The sequence below is a fragment of the Microbacterium sp. No. 7 genome, assembly GCF_001314225.1.
Taxonomy (GTDB): Bacteria; Actinomycetota; Actinomycetes; order Actinomycetales; family Microbacteriaceae; genus Microbacterium.
Map to the genome: position 1 here is coordinate 254,310 of NZ_CP012697.1, position 18,445 is coordinate 272,754.

Below are 18,445 nucleotides of genomic sequence, written 5' to 3' on the forward strand. Positions count from 1 at the left end.
CCTGCCCGGCGCCCGCCCGGCGCGCCTGTCTGGCGGCCCGATCTCCAACCGCGGCGATGTGCGGGTGTGGCATCCCCGCACCCGCACATCGCCGCGGTTGGGCGGAGGGCCTCTCACTTCGACCGCGGCATGTTGCGGGTGCGCTGTGTGGGCACCCGCGCTTTGCCGCGGTTGGGGAGATGGGACGAGGGATGCGGGGGAGGGGTGGATGCGGGGGAGCGGGGGATGCCGGGGATCGGGTAGACTGTTGTGGTTGTCTGCTCTGCAGGCACGTGCATCAACCCTCCTGCTGCCGGGAAACGCCCGGCAGCCGTTCTAGTCCGAAGGAGGTGGGTCAATGACGCACACGCACCAGTACGAACTCATGGTGATCCTCAACCCTGAGATCGACGAGCGTCAGGTCGCCCCCAACCTCGACAAGTTCCTGAAGGTCATCACCGACAGTGATGGCACGATCGATAACGTCGATGTCTGGGGCAAGCGTCGCCTGGCATACGAGATCCAGAAGAAGACCGAGGGCATCTACGCCGTCGTCAACTTCACCGCGACGAGCGCTGCGACGCAGGAGCTCGACCGTCAGCTGAAGCTCGACGAGCGCATCATGCGCACGAAGGTCCTGCGCGCCGAAGAGGCCATCGCCCTGGTCGCCGCTGAGAAGCAGCGCGCCGAGGCGAAGGCCGCCCGCAAGGCCGCGAAGGCGTAGCGCTCATGGCCGGTGAGACCATCATCACCGTCGTGGGGAACCTCACGGCAGACCCCGAGCTGCGGTACACGCAGAACGGCCTGCCCGTGGCGAACTTCACCATCGCGTCGACGCCGCGCAACTTCGACCGTCAGACGAACGAGTGGAAGGACGGCGAAGCGCTGTTCCTCCGCGCGAGCGTGTGGCGCGACTTCGCCGAGCACGTGGCAGGCTCGCTGACCAAGGGGATGCGGGTCGTCGCGACCGGTCGCCTCAAGCAGCGCTCCTACCAGGACCGTGAGGGCAACAACCGTACGGCGATCGAGCTGGAGGTCGACGAGATCGGCCCCTCGCTGCGTTACGCGACCGCACAGGTCACGCGCGCGGCCTCGGGCGGCGGCGGCGGTGGCAACTACGGCGGCGGTTTCGGCGGCGGCGGTCAGGTCGGCGGCGGCAACTACGGTGGCGGCCAGCAGGCGCGTCCGCAGGCTCAGGACGAGCCCTGGTCGACGCCTGGCTCCGCCGCGCCCGACGCCTGGGCCGCGCCCGGCGCCTACGGCGACGACACACCGTTTTGAGCCGAGGCGGATCAATGCCGCGTAGCGGCGTTGATGCGACTGCGGCTCAAGGTTGAGTAGCCGGGCGAAGCCCGGCGTATCGAAACCTCGTCACCTCGGTTGAGCAGCCGGCAAGCCCGGCGTATCGAAACCCTCAATCTTGCAGATGCCAGCAACACCGGCATCCACTTCTTCTATCTAAGGAACACACATGGCTGGAAAGGCAACCGGCGATCGCCGCAAGCCGCGGAAGGGCGCGAAGAACGCGGCCCCCGCGAAGGCGATCCGCGTCGGCGTCATCGACTACAAGGACGTCGCAACCCTTCGCAAGTTCATCTCGGAGCGCGGCAAGATCCGCGCCCGTCGTATCACCGGTGTCTCGGTGCAGGAGCAGCGTCTGATCGCGAAGGCGATCAAGAACGCCCGCGAGATGGCGCTCCTGCCCTACTCCGGCGCTGGCCGCTAAGGAGCACCGACATGGCAAAGCTGATTCTCACGAACGAGGTCGCCGGGCTCGGTAGCGCCGGCGACGTCATCGAGGTCAAGAACGGGTACGCCCGCAACTACCTCATCCCGCAGGGCTTCGCCGTGGCCTGGAGCCGCGGCGGCGAGAAGCAGGTGGCGTCGATCCGCGCCGCCCGCGAGGCCCGTGCGATCCACGACCACGAAGAGGCCGTGGCCCTCAAGAACACCCTCGAGGGCACCAAGGTCAAGGTCGCCGTCAAGGCCGGCAAGGAAGGCCGCCTGTTCGGGTCGGTCAAGACCGCCGACGTCGCGGATGCCGTCAAGGCCGCCGGTCTCGGCGAGATCGACAAGCGCAAGGTGCACTTCCCGGCCGTCATCAAGGCCGTCGGCGAGCACGAGGCGACCGTTCGCCTGCGTGACGACCTCACCGCCGTGATCACCCTTCAGGTGGTCGCCGCCAAGTAGACGCGCGTTGGGGCTGAGCAGCCGCCGCAGGCGGCGTATCGAAGCCTCCGCCGCACCCTCACATGAATGCCGTGGACCCTCTCCGGGGGTTCACGGCATTCGTCGTTGCAGGACTTGACAAACGTCACATTTTCCCCAGCTTGATCCACACCCACGCAACCCTCAAGTGGTACTTCAAGCAGGTTTCCCATCCACAGGGTGTGGAAACAGGAACCCCAGGTCGTAAGGGATTTAATTTCTCTCATCTCCCTGCGAGAGGGTAGTTTTCCACAGGAGCTTTGCACAGGGAGGGCGGCGTTTCTCGCACGTTTTCCCCAGGGTTATCCACAGGGGTGTTTGCGGGTGTCGGAACCCCCACCTAACGTGTCGGGAGGCCTCCACGCAGGGCCGGGGAAGGGGGAGCCATGTCGATCTCCGACATCTCGGAGGAGCGACTCGGAGGGCCGCTCGAAGGACGTCGGGAGCACGAGCGCACACCGCCCCACGACCTGCTCGCGGAGCAGAGCGCGCTGGGCGGCATGCTGCTGTCGAAGGACGCTGTCGCCGATGTCATCGAGACGCTGCGCGGCACGGACTTCTACATCCCCAAGCACGAGCTGATCTTCGAGGCGATCCTGTCGCTGTACTCGCACGGCGAGCCCACCGACGTCGTCGCCGTGACCGACGAGCTCATCAAGTCGGGCGACCTCATGCGCGCCGGTGGCGTGGACTACCTGCACTCGCTCACGTCGATCGTGCCGACGGCCGCGAACGCGGGCTACTACGCGTCGATCGTCAGCGAGCGCGCGCTGCTGCGCCGCCTCGTCGAGGCCGGCACGCGCATCGTGCAGATGGGCTACAACGGACAGGGCGACGCCGTCGACCTCGTCAACAACGCGCAGGCCGAGATCTACTCGGTCACGGGCGAGGAACAGGCAGAGGACTACGTGCCGCTGCAGATCGCGGTCGATTCGGCCGTCGAGGAGATGGAGGCCGCGCGCGGACGTGACGGCCAGATGACCGGCATCCCCACCGGCTTCGAGGGTCTCGACCAGCTCACCAACGGCCTGCACCCGGGGCAGATGATCGTCGTCGCGGCGCGGCCTGCGATGGGTAAGGCCCTCGCCCTGGACACACCGCTGCCGACGCCGACCGGCTGGACGACGATGGGAGCGGTCGAGGTCGGCGATGAGCTGTATGGCGCGGACGGTCGCCCTACGCGGGTGGTCGCAACGACGGAGGTCATGTACGACAGGCCCTGCTATGAGGTCGAGTTCTCCGACGGCTCGGTGATCATCGCCGATGCCGAGCACCAGTGGCTGACCGAGACGCGAGCCGCCCGGCGGGGCGGTCGGGTCGGGGCGTCCATCGTCACGACGGAGCAGATGCACGCGACGCTCACGGTGGGCTCTGAGGCGCGCGCCAACCATGCGGTGTGCAACGCTCAGGCGCTGCAGGCGCCCGAGGCAGATCTGCCCATAGCCCCCTACGCTCTCGGGGCCTGGTTGGGCGACGGACACAGCGACAGTGCCAGGATGACGAGCGAGACCGACGAGATCCCGTCGCTGATCGCGCGTGGAGGCCTGCGGACCCAGGCCCGCGGAGGGATGCTGTATTCGATTCAGCTCCTTGAGCGGGAGGAGTCGGTGCGCGCGTGCGAAGTGTGCGGCTCCGCGTTCACGGCTCGCCACCCGCACGTGCGGACCTGTGGTCGCACCTGCGGTCCGAAGAACAAGGGTGCGCATCCCGAACGTCTGTCCTGCCCCGACTGCGGCGAACCGTACTCCGGCGAAGCGCAGCGGTGCGCCGCCTGCCATAGGGACCACGGATCGTTCACGGCGCTTCTGCGCAAGGTCGGTGTGCTGGGCGACAAGCATGTGCCCGCGCAGTATCTGCGGGCGTCTGAGGCGCAGCGCCGTGAGTTGCTGGCCGGCCTTCTCGACACCGACGGCACCGTCGTCAAGGGTGTCGGCTCATGCCAGTTTGCTGTGACGAACAAGCGCCTGGCCGACTCGGTGTACGAGCTGATCGTCAGCCTCGGCTATCGCTGCGGGCGTACGACCAAGCGCGTGAACGGGCGATCCGAGGCGTCATCCACGTGCTACATCCTCAACTTCTCGGCAACGGACGACGTCTTCTGGCTTGAGCGCAAACGTGCGCTGCACGAGCAGGAGCGGCCGACCGGCACGGTGCGTATCGGAAAGCGCTACGTCACCGCAGTTCGCCCCATCGCGAGCGTGCCGGTGCGATGTGTGCAGGTCGACAACGACGACCACATGTACCTCGCGGGACGGTCGATGATCCCGACTCACAACTCCACCCTCGCGCTCGATTTTGCACGCGCGTCGGCGATCAAGCACAACATGCCGACGATCTTCTTCTCGCTCGAGATGGGCAAGAGCGAGATCGCGATGCGCCTGCTCAGTGCCGAAGGGTCGGTGCCGCTGCAGTCGATGCGCAAGGGCTCGCTCGACAGCCGCGACTGGACGACGATGGCGATGACGCGCGGCCGCATCAACGACGCGCCGCTGTTCATCGATGACAGCCCCAACATGACGCTCGTCGAGATCCGCGCGAAGTGTCGCCGGCTCAAACAGCGGGTGGGGCTCAAGATGGTCGTGATCGACTACCTGCAGCTCATGACGTCGGGCAAGCGCGTCGAGAGCCGACAGCAGGAGGTCTCGGAGTTCTCGCGCGCGCTCAAGCTGCTCGCGAAGGAGCTGCAGGTGCCGGTCATCGCGCTGTCGCAGCTGAACCGTGGACCCGAGCAGCGCGCCGACAAGAAGCCGGCGATCAGCGACCTGCGCGAGTCGGGCTCGATCGAGCAGGATGCCGACATGGTCATCCTGCTGCACCGCGAGGCCGCCTACGAGAAGGACTCCCCCCGCGCCGGCGAGGCCGACCTCATCGTTGCCAAGCACCGCAACGGCCCCACAGACACGATCACGGTCGCGTTCCAGGGACACTTCTCCCGGTTCACGGACATGGCGCCAGGGGACTTCGGGTAGGTGTAGGTTCCACGCCGAAATGACATATTCCACGGGTAGTTGGCAGGCACTTGGCATCCCTGCCATTTGCTGTGGACGGAAGGATTGATAGGTGGGCGACACCCCCATCGGTTGGCTCTCTGACCTCAACGCGAAGTACACGCCGAGCTCGACCCAGTTCGACGCGGCCCGAGGGCATCGCGCGTCCATCGAGTCGCGGCTCGACAGCGACCTTGGCGTGCGCGAGATGTTTGAGATTGGATCGCTACGACATGGGACCGGCGTTTGGATCTACAGCGATGCGGACTACCTGGTGTCGCTCAAGGGGATCCGTCCGGAGTCGATCTGGACCATGCTCGAGAAGGTGAAGAGCAGTCTGGAGAGGCGATTTCCGAGCACCACAATCAGTACGCGTCGACCCGCCGTCGTATGCAAGTTCTCGGATGGAACCGTCGAAGTCGTGCCGGGCTACCCGGCAACGACCGGCCACTGGATCGCGCATCCTTCCGGGGGGTGGATGCTCACACATCCCAAGGACCACAACGCGTACGTCAACGGGGTGAACAGTCGGCACAGTGGTGCCGTCAAGAAGCTGGCGCGCGAGCTGAAGGTCTGGAAGTACAAGCGCAACGTTCCAATCTCTTCGTGCTACCTGGAGATGCGGGCCGCGAAGTACATGGATGGGCAGGACACGTATTCGGCGGTCTGGGATCTCCATGGCGCGCTGAAGCATCTCCAGGATGTCGGGCTGGCCGCGATGAACGATCCGACAGGACTGGGTTCGCGTTTCACCGCGTGCTCATCCGACACGAACACGGCGGACGCTCTCTCGAAACTGAACACAGCAGTAGCGCGCGCGGGTCGTGCCAAGGCGCACTGGGTCGCCGGCAAGAGCGCCGAGTCCATCGACGATCTCAAACTTCTATTCAACCAATGACGGCTTCGCACGCGGGCCGCGACTATACGCCGCCAACGAGCGCCACGATGCGCGAGCGGCAGAATCACATGGACGCGCTCCGCTTGCTGATCGCGCAACGTCGCATATACAGCGTCGCGAAGCGATGGCAGTCCGCTCGATGGGTCGGCGTGATGATCATTGGCATCGCAGCGCCCGTGCTGGCCATCATCGTCCCACAGGCAGCGGTCGTCGTCGGCGCCGTCGCGGGAGCTTGGCTCTTCTTTGGACGGACAGCATTCGCGTGGGGTGAGACCCTGAAGATGGGGAGGGCAGCTGCGGTCCAGGAGGACTTCGATCGCTACGTCTTCGCCATGCCCGTGACGATTGCCCGAACGACAGCGCCAACCCGCGAGGACATCGCCGCCATAGCCGGAGATCGTGCACAGACCCTCGCCATCGCGCGACGAGAGAAGCTTCTCGACTGGTATCCGATCAGTCCCGGCGCGTCAGGGGCCACGTCGGTCGCCGTGTCCCAGCGAGCAAACGCTGCGTACTCCGATCGTCTACTTCGTGCCACCGTGGCCGTCTGGGCCAGCGCAAGCCTCGGGTGGGCGTTGTTGATGACGATCGTGAGCATGGCGGCGGGACTCAGCTTGGGTACGTTCCTCGTGGGAGTGCTTCTCCCCGTGTTGCCAGCGTGCCTCGATGCATTTGAGTACATCCGCAGCACATTCCTGGCTGCCCGAGATCGCCGGGATCTCGCCGCGACCATCGAGTCGCGCCTGCTTACCGGAGCAGCTCCTGTGGATGGTCAGGAGCTGCTGGTCTGGCAGGAACGGATCTACGAGCTCCGCCAGACCACGCCGCAGATCCCCAACTGGCTCTACCGACTGTTGAGGCCGAGGAACGAAGCGGCGATGTATGCCGCCGCTGATGATCTGACCATGGGGCGGCCAAACGAGGAGGATGTGTGACGCTGACGACAGCCCAGGCGTTCGCGAGCTTTCAGGAGAGCCTGACGGCCACGGCCTACCAGACTGGAACGTTGATTCCGGCGAGGAGGCGAGGCGTTGAGGAGCGCTTGAGTGGAGCCTTCCCATCCTCGTCCGATCTTCCGTTTTCCGAGTGCAAGATGATGGGTTCTGCCGCGAAGGGCACGATCATCCGACCATTTGACGATGTCGACGTCCTGGCAGTGTTCTCGAACGTGAAGAACGCGTGGAACACGTATCAGTGGGACTCGCAGAGCTTCATCTATCGCATCCGTGCGGCCTACAGTGGGCTTTCAGTTCAACAGGTCGGGACTCGGGGGCAGGCCGTGCGCGTGTTCTATGAGGGAGGTGGTCACGTTGACATCGCTCCCGTATTCGAGGTCGGCGGCGGGGTCTACAAGCTGCCTGCGGGTGACGGCACATGGATTAGCACCGCTCCGTTCGTCGCTTCCAACTGGTACGCGGATCGCCACCGTGATCTTGGCTACCAGTTGTCGCCCGTGATTCGGCTCCTGAAGGCGTGGAATCGCGCACACTCACGACGACTGCGGTCGTTCCATCTCGAGACGGTAGCCGCGACGGTCTTCGGGCAGCTCGGGACTGATCATCGCGTCGCGGTGCTGCGCTTCTTCGAGTGGTCACAGACGAGGTTGGCAGTGGCGGATCCGGGAGGGCAGAGCGGCAACCTGAGCGGCTACTTGTCATGGACTGCGCACCAGGACGTCGTGCAAGCCCTAGAGTCGGCGCGGGTACGCGCGGCGAATGCGATTGCGGCGGAGCAGCGTGCGGACCACGCGGAGGCTAAGCGCCAATGGGCCGTCGTCTTCGGACCCGACTTTCCGACGAGCTAACTGTACTTCCCCGGGAGGTTGTGAACGGGTGAGGTAGGCGAAGACCTCCGGGCAGGATGTGGGTTACCACACTCGCATCCTGACCACGGAGGTCTTCGTGTCTCACGCTAACGCGCCTTTGACGCCGGAAGGGCGTCGTCGTCTTGCTGTCCTCGTCGTGGATCGGGGCTGGTCGTTGCGGCGGGTAGCGGAACGGTTCCAGTGCTCGCCCGCGACGGCGAAACGGTGGGTCGACCGGTATCGGGCTGGGCTGCCGTTGACGGTGTCGGCGGCGCTCGAACTCTGGACGCTTTCGGCGCTCGAAAAGTGAACGGTTGCGGGCAGTCTAGCTAGGTGTTTCGTCGGTGGTGGTGCGGATGCTGGGGAGGCTGTCGATGCCGCGGCCGCGGAGTCGGTAGCTGGCGCCTTTGAGGGTGAGGACGTCGGCGTGGTGAACGATGCGGTCGATCATCGCGGCGGCAACGGCCTGGTCGCCGAAGACCCCTCCCCAGCTGGAGAACGGCAGGTTCGAGGTCAGGATCAGTGACGCGTGCTCGTAGCGGCTGGAGACGAGTTGGAAGAACAGGTTCGCTGCGTCTTGTTCGAACGGGAGGTAGCCGACTTCGTCGACGATGATCAGCCCGTAACGCCGCAGCCGGGCGAGCTCTTTCGGGAGGTTGCCTTGCCGGTGGGCGTCGGTGAGGCGGGTGACCCAGTCGGTCGCGGTCGCGAACAGCACTCGGTGCCCGTGGCGGGCGGCGACGATTCCGAGCGCGGTCGCGAGGTGGGTCTTCCCGGTTCCGGGAGGGCCGAGCAGGACCACGTTCTGCGCTTCGAGGAGGAACCCTCCCGAAGCGAGCGCCGCGATCTGCTGCCGAGTGGCTGGTTGCGCGTCCCAGTCGAAGTCCTCGAGCGTCTTCCGGCTCGGGAACCCGGCCGCTTTGATCCGCAGCTCCGCGCCGGAAGCGTTGCGAGCGCTCACTTCGCGTTCGAGGACGGCGGCGAGGTAGTCCTCGAACGACCACCCGGCGTCGCGTGCTTGGTCCGCCATCCGGGCTGCGGCCTCCGTGATCCGGGGTGCCTTGAGTGCGCCGGCGAGGTAGGTGATCTGCTTCACCGACTCGCTGGTCTTCGAGGTAGCCATCAGGCGACTCCTTCGATCCCGAACGCCCGGTCGTAGTCCGCGAGATCACGCGCCAGGTCATCAACGGGATCAGGACGTGGGGTCTGGAACTGTTGCCGCAGCCGTTTCGCGGCCTCCAGATGTGCGGGATCGGTGATCGTGGAGCCGCGCGCCCAGACCCGCGCGTGGTCAGCGACCAGCCTGTCCTCCAGGCGCACCCGAACACGGTCGAGATCGGCGATTACGTCGACAAACCGGCCTATCGCGGCGGGATCGACGGAGTAGTCGCTCGCGTCGAGGCGGACGTAGTAGTCCCGCCCGAGGCGGACTCGTTCTCGCCAGCCCAGTTGCAGCGGGATCGGCGGCAACGGGAGCATCCGTGAACGGTCGTGGCCGATCAGATCGACCGGGCGTGCCTTGATCGTCCGCACCACCCTCGCGTTCGCTCTCTCCAGCCAGCCCTCCAGCTGGGCGTTGAAGTCCGCCGGGGAAGTGAACGTGCGGCCGGGCATGAACGAGGTCTCGAGCCAGCCGTTGCGGCGCTCCACGATCCCTTTCGATTCCGGGTCGTAGGGCCTCAGCTGCACGACCTTCGTCGCGAGGGTCCCCGCGAACGCCGCAACACCTTGCGCGAGGCGGCCGCGCTGCCCGATGCCGGACTCGTTGTCCCAGATCAGCCGCCGCGGGACCGCGCCGAGCCGTTGGATGAGATCCCAGTGCCCGAGCAGCAGATCCTCCGTCTTCCTGGTCGGGATCATCCGCGCAGTCACGAACCGCGAATGCGCCGCGACGATCACCAACACCGGCAACAGCGCCGTCGTGCCGTCCTCGAGCGGGATCTTCCGCGGCGGGAACCAGAGATCACATTGAGCCGCATCGCCCGCCGCCCACGAGAGCCGATCCGCCGGGTCGACCGGGTGATGCTCAGGTCGCAGTCTCACGACATTGTCCCGGAACCAGCGGATCGAGCCCTCCCAACCAACCCGCTCCGCGAGCACCGTCGCCGGCATCCGCGGATGCTCGGCGAGCAACGCCCGCACCCGCACCTCGAACGGCGTGAACGACGTCGGCCGCGGCGACCGCTCATACTTCGGCGGCCCGTCGGAGTTCACCGCCTTGATCACGGTCGTCCGCGAGATCCCCAACCGCGCCGCGATCTGCGCTTTCGGAACCCCGTCCGAAGCCAGCCTCCTGATCAGCGCCCAGTCTTCCAAAGTGATCACTCTCCAATCGTTGAGTGTCCACTTTTCGAGCGCCGCTATCGATCAGTTCTCAAGCGCCGTCGACAGACGGACCGCAGCTTCAGGCCGCAGACCTCGCCGAACCGGCTCCCGCGGAAGACGGAGCGGAGGATCGTGTCGTTGCGGTTCACCCGCCGGTGGGGTCCGCACCGGATCGCGTATCACCTGGGCCTCGCCCGCTCGACGGTCGGCCGGGTGCTGGCCAGGTATGGGATGCCGAAGCTCGTGAACATCGATCAGGCCACCGGGCTGCCAGTCCGCAAGCCGACGCCGAAGCGGTACGAGGTCGCAAGACCGGGCCAGCTGATCCACGTCGACATCAAGAAGCAGGGCCGGATCCCTGATGGCGGCGGCTGGCGCGCCTTCGGCCGCGGATCGGCGCAGGACCGTGCCGCGGGATCCGTCCGTGACAAGGCCGCACGGGCAGGAGCGGCCGGCTCCCGCGGCTACCGGTATCTGCACCACGCCGTCGACGACAACTCGAGAGTCGCGTACTCGGAGATCCTCGACGACGAACGTAAGGAGACCGCGGCAGGGTTCTGGACCCGCGCGAACGCGTTCTTCGCGAGCCTCGGAGTCACGGTCACCGCCGTGATGACAGACAACGGCGCGTGCTACCGGTCACACGCGTTCGCGGACGCGCTCGGCGACGGTGTGAAGCACAAGTGGACAAAGCCGTATCGGCCGCAGACCAACGGGAAGGTCGAACGCTTCAACCGCACCCTCGCCGCCGAATGGGCCTACGCCAAGCCCTACGCCAGCGAAGCAGAGCGAGCCGCGGCATACGAGACCTGGCTGCATCACTACAATCACCACAGACCCGGCGAATTCAACTGGTCGTCGCAACACCTTGATCGTGGAGGTGTTCAGCAGTGGCGACAAAGGATTGGCTCGCGAAGACGAGCGAGGTTCCTGAGGGTGCGCGTCGGCAGTGGCGTGCGGATCGAGCGTTGCGGCCGCCGATGCGTTCGCCTGGACGACCTGAGCCCTCGCGGGCGGTGCAGCGGCAGTTCTGGTGTCTGATCGCGACGGGCATCACCTCGGCCGAGGCGGCGCTGAAGGTGGGCGTGTCCGTGCCGGTCGGGACCCGTTGGTTTCGTCACGCTGGCGGCATGCCACCGATCTCACTGGCCGAGCCCACCGGCCGCTACCTGTCCTTCGAAGAGCGCGAGGAGATCGCGCTGTTACGCGCCAAGGATGTCGGGGTGCGTGAGATCGCACGCAGGATCGGCCGCGACCCGGGAACGATCTCCCGCGAGCTACGCCGCAATGCCGCTACGCGCAGCGGCAAGCAGGAATACCGGGCGCTGGTGGCGCAGTGGAAGGCGCAGCAGGCGGCGAAACGACCGAAGGCGGCGAGATTGGTGACCAACGCTAGGCTGCGCGAGTACGTCCAGGACCGTCTCGCCGGCAACGTTCGCCGGCCTGATGGCAGCGTCGTCGTTGGCCCGGAGCCGCTGGCATGGAAGGGGCGGAACAAGCCGCACCGGCAGGACAGGCGGTGGGCGATCGCGTGGAGCCCGGAGCAGATCTCGCATCGGTTGGAGATCGACTTCCCGGATGATGAGTCCATGCGCATCAGCCACGAGGCGATCTACCAGTCGCTGTTCATCCAAGGCCGTGGCGCGCTCAAACGCGAGCTCGTCACCTGCCTGCGAACCGGCCGTGCGCTCCGGCGGCCACGGGCTCGAACGCAGAACCGCCCGCAAGGGCACGTCACCGCCGATGTCGTGTTCTCCGAACGCCCCGCAGAGGCTGCGGACCGCGCCGTCCCTGGGCACTGGGAAGGCGACCTGATCATCGGCACCGGCCGGTCGGCGATCGGCACGATCGTCGAGCGCAAGAGCCGCTCGACCCTGCTGGTGCATCTGCCGCGGCTGGAAGGCTATGGCGAGATCCCACCGGTCAAGAACGGTCCTGCGCTGGGCGGCTACGGCGCCGTCGCGATGAACGCCGCGCTCATCGCGACGATGACCAAGCTCCCCGAACAGCTCCGGAAGACGCTCACGTGGGACCGCGGCAAGGAACTCTCAGCGCATGCCCAGTTCGCGCTCGAGACGGGCACGAAGGTGTTCTTCGCTGATCCCCACTCGCCCTGGCAACGCCCGACGAACGAGAACACCAACGGGTTGCTGCGACAGTACTTCCCGAAGGGCACCGACCTCTCACGGTGGTCCGCGGAAGACCTCGAAGCAGTCGCTCTCGCGCTGAACAACCGGCCACGCAAGGCCCTCGACTGGAAGACACCCGCCGAGGTGTTCGAAGAGCAGCTACGCTCGCTTCAACAACCCGGTGTTGCAACGACCGGTTGAACGCAGGGTCTACACCTCGATTGCCTTCACGGACCGGCTCGTCGACGAAGGCATCGACCCCTCGGTCGGGTCCGTCGGCGACGCCTACGACAACTCCCTCGCGGAATCGCAGATCGGGCTCTACAAGTCCGAGCTCATCCACCACGACGGGCCCTGGCGCGACATCGACCAGGTCGAGGCGGCAACCGCGTCCTGGGTGCTGTGGTTCAACACGGAGCGCACCCACGGCTCCATCGACGACCTCACACCCCTTGAGGTCGAGCAGCTCGACTACGCTCGCAACGAACCGGTCGGAAAAGCCGGCTGACACCAGTAAAACGCTCTCCGGACACGCCGGGGCGAGTCATTCACCTGCCGGGAGCATTGCATTCAGGTTGAACACGCGATCGATCATGCGATTCTGCGGGGTCTCAGGGTCGGCGCTGACCTGGTTGCCATCGATGTCGACGGTCAACGGGGGCACTGAGCGATACGTACGCGCGATAACGGCGACCCCGGCGGGGACTGCGTGGGGGCCCACGCTTAGCCTCGATCCACCGATGAGCCTCGGGCGGCCCGGGCCGGGGTGGTCGGCGGGCGGTGATGTGTCGGGGGCAGGGGTGAGTTCCGGGCGTCGCATCCCGGTCGTCCACGTGGTCCTCGGTCGTGCCGCGGTCGCGGCGGTGGTCAGGCGAGAGCGACTGGTGGCGGCGCGTGCGTGATCGCGAAGAGCCGCGCGAACGCTGTCTGCCATGGCCAGGCCTTCGGGAGGTGTAGCGTGATCCGGCGCGCGGACCGCGCCAGCCGTGCGGGGACGTGGATGAGGGTGCGGCGGATGGTCGCGGTCGTGGCTCTCGTAAGGCGTCCCGTGTGGTCGGCGATCACGCCGGCGGCGCGGGTGAGGTTGAAGGCGATCACGGCGAGGACCAGCCAGGCGCTGTTCGCGGTGAACACCCCGGAGGGCAGGTGCGCGAGCGGGCCGTTCTTGAGGTCGGCGTGGACCTGTTCGATGATCGCGTGACCGCGGTGAGTCTTGTCCGCGACGACGGTGCCCATGTCGTCGTTGCTGGTGGTGGTGAAGAACGCGTGGTGCCGGTAGACGTCGAACAGTGTCGGCTGCTCCACCTTGTTCGGGTTCAGATCGGGGATACGGCGCACCACCAGCCGCCCTTCGATGCGCTCAGCCTTGCGCCTCGATCGGAACGCGGTGAACGGAACCTCGGCGACCTCGGCTTTGGAGATCAGTTGCCCGGTGCTCTCGTCACGGATCGAGTCGGTGTACTCGATCATCGTCCACGCATCCTCGGGGATCGTCGCGATCGCGGCCCTCACCGCAGGGTCCATCCGGACAGTCACCGACACGTCGGCGCCGGCCGTGATCGCGGTGCCGATGGTGGCGTACCCGTAGAAGGCAGAGTCCGCACGAAGTAACGGCCGAGCCCCGGCGGCGACGCCGGTGCGGCGCAGAGTCGCCAGGGCGTCGCCGACGATCCGTGCGGCGCCTTTCGGGGATCCTGTCTTCCCCTGCCGCAGCCGCTGGGCGAGGACCACCGGCGCCGACGAGGTCGTCGACGCGGTCGCGAGCAGCGCGTTCAGGCCGCGGACGCCGGAGTATCCGAACGAGGCGCCCTGCTTCTGGTAGCCGTGGACCTCGATGATGGTGTCGTCCAGATCGACCATCACCCGTGCGTCATCGTTCGCTCGGAGCAGCGGCGTGTCGACAGTGAGATTGGCGAGGACCCGGGAGGCGACCGCGTCGAGCTGTCGGACGTGCCCGAACCGGAACTCCCGCAGGAACGACCCGAGTGTCGACGGGGCATACGTCCGGTCGAACAGGCGGCCCATCCCGCCATGGCGGATCAGGTTCATGTCGTCAATCGAGTCCGCCCCCGCGAGCATCCCCGCCACCAGCGCCATCACCTTCGAGCCGGCGTTGGCGCCTCTGTCCGTCGGGACGCTCAACCGGACTTGAGCCAGCTGCGCGAGCCCCGCGCGCTGCGCGAGCCGGAGCATCGGGACCAGCCCGGCCGCGGACACGAGATTCGGGTCATCGAAGACCGCTGACACCGCGGCCGGAGCGTGCTTGAATTGCATCTACGAGATGCCTCTCGTTTCTGGGACTTAGAACCTTGACAAGCTCTATTTTCCCTGATCCGAGGGGCATTTCCGTGTCACGACGCCCGTTCCTCACCCCACCACATCGGTGGATCGAGGCTTAGCAGCTCGACTGCAGCGGGATAGCTATACCCCTCGGACTTCGCCCAGACCGTTCGCAGTTCGAGTCCCCACGGTGCAGCCGCGGCTTCCTGGTACGTCGAGTGAGTATCGTCGCTGTTGCTCGTGGCGTCCGCGCCGCCCGTCGCCCCGCTGCGCTACGGCAACTCGCCACGGTGCCCGCTCGCCAGCCCGAACCCGCCCACGCCTGACCACCGACCCCTCGCCCCGCGGTGGCAGAACACCGCCCGACTTGGAACCGGCCCTTGTGAAGACCCCCATCAAAGCCACCTTCGCCACCGTTGCCGTCGTCATCGTCCTGGTTGACCGGCTAGCCGCGCCGGACCCGGCCGGCGCTGCCGGCGCTCCCGTGCTCGGGTGAACCGGGCTCCGAATGGGTTTAGGTGCGCACGGTAGGCTGTGGGCGATGGTCTCTTCGGCCCGGACTCCGCGCTCCACGACGCTGAATGAGCAATTGTTGATAATGAGGCTCATTACCAGCGTCGGTTTGGCGCTGCTGCTGATGTTGGGTCTGGCAGCGACGGGTCACACAGAGGCGGACGGTTCGACTCCTGTTCCGCTGGTGATTTCTGGGTTCATGGACCCCCACGTCGAGCCCGTGGCAGACGCCCCAGTCGAGCATGAGGCGGTCGCCGGTGGCGTCGTTTCTGGGCCGAACGCGTTGGTGGGCGCTGCGCTGTGCATGTTGGGCGTGTTGTGCGGGCTGACGTTCATGGTGGTGCTGCGGGGGTTGTGGCGTCGGCGGATGCCTCCGGTTCTCGGTGACGGGCCACGGATGCCTTCGCTGCTTCCGGCGCCGGCTGCCCGTGCTCACCCGATTGTCTTTTCGTTGACGCAGTTGGGTCTTTCCCGAACCTGACATTGTGGCACGCCACCCTTTCCGGGTGGCGCTTCGTCCCGGGCTGCGTGCCCGGGTTCTGTCCTGTGCCGTGTCTTGGTTTGGAGTACCCGATGAAAACCCCTGTGAAGGCGACGCTCGTCACCATTGCCGTTGTGGTGGTGATGGTGATCGCCGCGTTGATCTATGTCCTTGTCAATCAGAGCCAGTCCGCTCCACCTTCATCTGGGGGCGGTGACGCATCCCCGCAGGTGGTGCGGGAGAGCTCGCATGTCCTCGACGACGGCGGGGAGGGCGCTGTCACCCTGGTGGAGTTCCTCGACTTCGAGTGCGAGGCGTGTGGCGCGTTCTTCCCGATCGTGGAGGATATGCGGGAGCAGTTCGCTGGGGAGATCACGTATGTGGTCCGCTACTTCCCGCTGCCCGGTCACTTCAATTCGAAGAACGCGGCGGTCGCGGCGGAAGCGGCCGCGCAGCAGGACCGGTTCGAGGACATGTATGTCCGGTTGTTCGAGACGCAGGCGGAGTGGGGTGAGGCGCAGGAGTCTCGCGCCGACCTGTTCCGTGGCTTCGCGGAGGAGATCGGTCTGGACATGGCCGCCTATGACGCCGCCGTGGCGGACCCGGCTACGGCGGAGCGGGTGGAGCTGGATTTCGAGGAGGGCCAGGCGCTCGGGGTGAGCAGCACGCCGACGTTCTTCCTCGACGGTGAGCTGCTCGAGCTGCAGGAGTGGGACGACCTCGAGAACGCCATCCAGGCTGCGGTGAACGGTGGCCGGTGATGCGGGCGGGTTTGACGCATCGGCGGGCGATCATCGTCGGCGCCGGGCAGTCTGGGCTCGCGGTTGCCGCGGCCCTGAGCGCGGAAGGGCTGCGGCCGCAGCACGAGTTTGTGGTGATCGACGCCGCCAGCACGGGGCAGCGTTCCTGGTCCTCACGGTGGCATTCGATGGAGCTTCTCAGCGACGCCCGGCATAGCGCGCTGTCTCCGCGGCGGCTGCTGGGTGACCAGCGCCGGCATCCGCGAGTGGACGAGATGGCCGACTACCTCACCTTCGTGGAAGCCGGGCTGGGCGTGGAGACGGTCTGGGGCATCCAGGCGACCGGGGTGGAGCATCGCGGGAACGGCTCGACTCTGCTGCTGTCGACGACGGCAGGGGAGGTGCAGACCCGCAACGTGATCTGCGCGACGGGCGCGGCCGCGCACCCGCGGATTCCGGAGTGGGCGTCTCTGCTGACGATGCCCGGGGTGGTGCTGCACAGCAGCGAGTACCTGTACCCGAAGCAGATCCCCGTCGGCGACGTGCTCATCGTGGGCGGCGGGAACAGCGGTGTGCAGCTGGCCCGCGAACTGTCCGCGTCGCACACCGTGACGCTGTCCGTGCGAACCCGGCGGCAGCATCGCCCCGCGATGAGCTATCCCGCCGCGGCGGGGGAGAGGGTGCCGCTGTTCTCGCGGGAGCGTCGCCCCGAGCCGATCTTCGGCGACAGCTATGAGCAGCTGCGCCGCGTCGGGGTCACGATCGCAGCTGCGGTGCAGGACGCGGCCGGCGCCGGGGTGACCTTCGCCGATGGCACGCAGGCATCCCCCCGCTCGGTGATCCTCGCCACCGGCTACACCCCTGGCGACGACTGGCTCCCGGAACCGGCCCGCGTCGACCGGCCGCGGCGCACCCTGACCGGCCTGCCCGGGCTGTTCGTGGCGGGGATGCCGCAGTACGGCGGCCGCGGCTCCGACACCCTCGCCGGGGTCTGGAAAGACGCGACGACGATCGCCCAGCACATCATCAACCGGCCCTGAAAGGACCACCGCCTTGACCACCGTCACCGACCACGAACACCCGCACCGATCCGGCTCACGGAGACGCATCCTCCTCCTGTCCACTCTGACGACGCTGCTGCTGGCCGCCGGGCTCCTGTTCGCCACCGCGGCGCCCGCAGCCGCGCACGATGAGATCGTCTCCTCCTCCCCGGAAGCCGGATCCACGGTCAGCGTGGTCCCGGAGGAGATTTCGCTGACGTTCAGCGGCGAGATCCTCACCGATTTCAGCGCCGTGATCATTGAGGTGGTCGCCCCGGACGGGCAGAACATCGCATCGGGGGATCCGGTCATCGACGGGACCACGGTCACCCAGGCGGTGACGCCTGGTCAGGCGGGCGTGCACACGGTGCGGTGGCGGGTCGTGTCCAGCGACGGGCACCCGATCAGCAACGAGTACCAGTACACCGTCGAAGCGGTCACCGTCCCCACCAGCGCCCCTACCCCCGAAGCGACCGAGGAGCAGACACCCGACCCGTCTCCCACATCTGCCGCCAATACGTCCGGAGAGGTTCACAACGGGCCATCCGGAGGTTGGGAACTCCTCCCCGTCCTTGCGGTCCTGAGTGGCGTAATCGTGCTGGGCGGCGCGCTGGTGGTCGTGCTCATGGTGGCCAGAGAGCGTCGTCGCCGCGACCGAGCAGCCGCGGCCGCGGCCGCCGCGGATGGTGGAACCGCCGACGACCAGCAACAGAAGGAGAACCCCTCATGAAATGTCCGGTCGACGGGACCGCCCTGCTGATCACGGAACGCTCCGGGGTCGAGATCGACTACTGCCCGCAGTGCCGGGGCGTCTGGCTGGACCGTGGCGAGCTCGACAAGATCATCGACCGCGCCGCCGACCTTGCCGGCGGCGGCCGGCAAACCAGCACCGCCCCCTATCCGCGCGAGGGCGACCACCGTTCTGACCGCGACAGGGATCATCACGGTCGCTCCGGGCGTCGGCGGAAGGAAGGGTTCCTCGGTGACCTCTTCGACTTCTGACACCAAAAACCTCTTCCTGATAGCCGGTCTGATGACCGGGTTATCAGCGGCCCTCGCGA

At 66.7% G+C, this 18,445-nt stretch carries 18 protein-coding genes and 2 pseudogenes; 17 read left to right on the forward strand and 3 right to left on the reverse strand.

Annotation, left to right across the window (positions count from 1 at the left end):
• Window positions 1–337: 337 nt before the first annotated feature.
• The 9 genes and pseudogenes from rpsF to AOA12_RS22440 form a co-directional block, all read left to right on the forward strand.
• On the forward strand, window positions 338–703 hold the full coding sequence (rpsF, locus tag AOA12_RS01075) for a 30S ribosomal protein S6 (RefSeq protein ID WP_054678966.1): 366 nt from the start codon (window positions 338–340) through the stop codon (window positions 701–703).
• A 5-nt stretch (window positions 704–708) separates the two neighbouring features.
• Window positions 709–1,260, forward strand: a complete 552-nt coding sequence (locus AOA12_RS01080) for a single-stranded DNA-binding protein (RefSeq protein WP_054678969.1) — start codon at window positions 709–711, stop codon at window positions 1,258–1,260.
• A 190-nt stretch (window positions 1,261–1,450) separates the two neighbouring features.
• Window positions 1,451–1,705, forward strand: a complete 255-nt coding sequence (gene rpsR / locus AOA12_RS01085; protein ID WP_054678972.1) for a 30S ribosomal protein S18 — start codon at window positions 1,451–1,453, stop codon at window positions 1,703–1,705.
• Between the two features lie 11 nt (window positions 1,706–1,716).
• Window positions 1,717–2,169 (forward strand): 50S ribosomal protein L9, encoded by a 453-nt coding sequence (gene rplI / locus AOA12_RS01090; protein ID WP_054678975.1) that lies wholly within the window; start codon window positions 1,717–1,719, stop codon window positions 2,167–2,169.
• A 404-nt stretch (window positions 2,170–2,573) separates the two neighbouring features.
• The gene (gene dnaB / locus AOA12_RS01095) at window positions 2,574–5,156 is read left to right on the forward strand and encodes a replicative DNA helicase (RefSeq protein WP_054678978.1); all 2,583 of its coding nucleotides are present in this window, start codon (window positions 2,574–2,576) and stop codon (window positions 5,154–5,156) included.
• Between the two features lie 91 nt (window positions 5,157–5,247).
• Window positions 5,248–6,072, forward strand: coding sequence for an SMODS domain-containing nucleotidyltransferase (locus tag AOA12_RS01100; protein WP_054678980.1), 825 nt, complete (start codon window positions 5,248–5,250; stop codon window positions 6,070–6,072).
• A complete protein-coding gene (locus AOA12_RS01105) occupies window positions 6,069–7,007 on the forward strand; it encodes an S-4TM family putative pore-forming effector (RefSeq protein WP_156366342.1) in 939 nt (312 codons plus the stop codon). Before AOA12_RS01100 ends, AOA12_RS01105 begins: the two co-directional genes overlap by 4 nt.
• Window positions 7,004–7,876, forward strand: a complete 873-nt coding sequence (locus tag AOA12_RS01110; protein ID WP_054678985.1) for an SMODS domain-containing nucleotidyltransferase — start codon at window positions 7,004–7,006, stop codon at window positions 7,874–7,876. Before AOA12_RS01105 ends, AOA12_RS01110 begins: the two co-directional genes overlap by 4 nt.
• 97 nt (window positions 7,877–7,973) lie before the next feature.
• A pseudogene (locus tag AOA12_RS22440) lies at window positions 7,974–8,132 on the forward strand (helix-turn-helix domain-containing protein); the annotation flags it as partial.
• Window positions 8,133–8,201: 69 nt separating this feature from the next.
• Here AOA12_RS22440 and istB read toward each other — a convergent pair.
• Both istB and istA read right to left on the reverse strand, forming a co-directional pair.
• Window positions 8,202–8,999 (reverse strand): IS21-like element helper ATPase IstB, encoded by a 798-nt coding sequence (gene istB, locus AOA12_RS01115; RefSeq protein WP_054678490.1) that lies wholly within the window; start codon window positions 8,997–8,999, stop codon window positions 8,202–8,204.
• Window positions 8,999–10,201 carry an IS21 family transposase gene (gene istA, locus AOA12_RS01120; RefSeq protein ID WP_082405821.1) on the reverse strand — a complete coding sequence of 401 codons (1,203 nt, stop codon included), beginning with the start codon at window positions 10,199–10,201 and terminating at the stop codon, window positions 8,999–9,001. Before istA ends, istB begins: the two co-directional genes overlap by 1 nt.
• A 66-nt stretch (window positions 10,202–10,267) precedes the next feature.
• On the opposite strand from istA, the pseudogene AOA12_RS01125 reads away from it, so the two are divergent.
• The 3 genes and pseudogenes from AOA12_RS01125 to AOA12_RS01135 all read left to right on the forward strand — a co-directional run.
• Window positions 10,268–11,041: pseudogene (locus AOA12_RS01125) on the forward strand (IS481 family transposase); the annotation flags it as partial.
• 140 nt (window positions 11,042–11,181) lie between these two features.
• Entirely contained in the window at window positions 11,182–12,531 is a 1,350-nt protein-coding gene (locus AOA12_RS01130) for an IS30 family transposase (RefSeq protein WP_442922258.1), read from the forward strand.
• Window positions 12,515–12,838 (forward strand): integrase core domain-containing protein, encoded by a 324-nt coding sequence (locus AOA12_RS01135; RefSeq protein ID WP_442922260.1) that lies wholly within the window; start codon window positions 12,515–12,517, stop codon window positions 12,836–12,838. Before AOA12_RS01130 ends, AOA12_RS01135 begins: the two co-directional genes overlap by 17 nt.
• A 359-nt stretch (window positions 12,839–13,197) precedes the next feature.
• Here AOA12_RS01135 and AOA12_RS01140 read toward each other — a convergent pair whose 3' ends face one another.
• The gene (locus AOA12_RS01140) at window positions 13,198–14,604 is read right to left on the reverse strand and encodes an IS1380 family transposase (RefSeq protein ID WP_054678479.1); all 1,407 of its coding nucleotides are present in this window, start codon (window positions 14,602–14,604) and stop codon (window positions 13,198–13,200) included.
• Window positions 14,605–15,151: 547 nt separating this feature from the next.
• Between AOA12_RS01140 and AOA12_RS01145 the strand changes: the two genes are divergently transcribed.
• The 5 genes from AOA12_RS01145 to AOA12_RS01165 all read left to right on the forward strand — a co-directional run bounded on the left by AOA12_RS01145 (window position 15,152) and on the right by AOA12_RS01165 (window position 18,386).
• Window positions 15,152–15,604, forward strand: a complete 453-nt coding sequence (locus AOA12_RS01145) for a hypothetical protein (RefSeq protein WP_045246905.1) — start codon at window positions 15,152–15,154, stop codon at window positions 15,602–15,604.
• Between the two features lie 92 nt (window positions 15,605–15,696).
• Window positions 15,697–16,365 carry a DsbA family protein gene (locus AOA12_RS01150; protein WP_045246904.1) on the forward strand — a complete coding sequence of 223 codons (669 nt, stop codon included), beginning with the start codon at window positions 15,697–15,699 and terminating at the stop codon, window positions 16,363–16,365.
• Window positions 16,365–17,384, forward strand: a complete 1,020-nt coding sequence (locus tag AOA12_RS01155; RefSeq protein ID WP_054686734.1) for a flavin-containing monooxygenase — start codon at window positions 16,365–16,367, stop codon at window positions 17,382–17,384. Before AOA12_RS01150 ends, AOA12_RS01155 begins: the two co-directional genes overlap by 1 nt.
• Window positions 17,385–17,397: 13 nt before the next feature.
• Entirely contained in the window at window positions 17,398–18,114 is a 717-nt protein-coding gene (locus AOA12_RS01160) for a copper resistance CopC family protein (protein WP_054678997.1), read from the forward strand.
• A complete protein-coding gene (locus AOA12_RS01165) occupies window positions 18,111–18,386 on the forward strand; it encodes a TFIIB-type zinc ribbon-containing protein (RefSeq protein WP_045246902.1) in 276 nt (91 codons plus the stop codon). Before AOA12_RS01160 ends, AOA12_RS01165 begins: the two co-directional genes overlap by 4 nt.
• The last annotated feature ends 59 nt before the right edge of the window (window positions 18,387–18,445 follow it).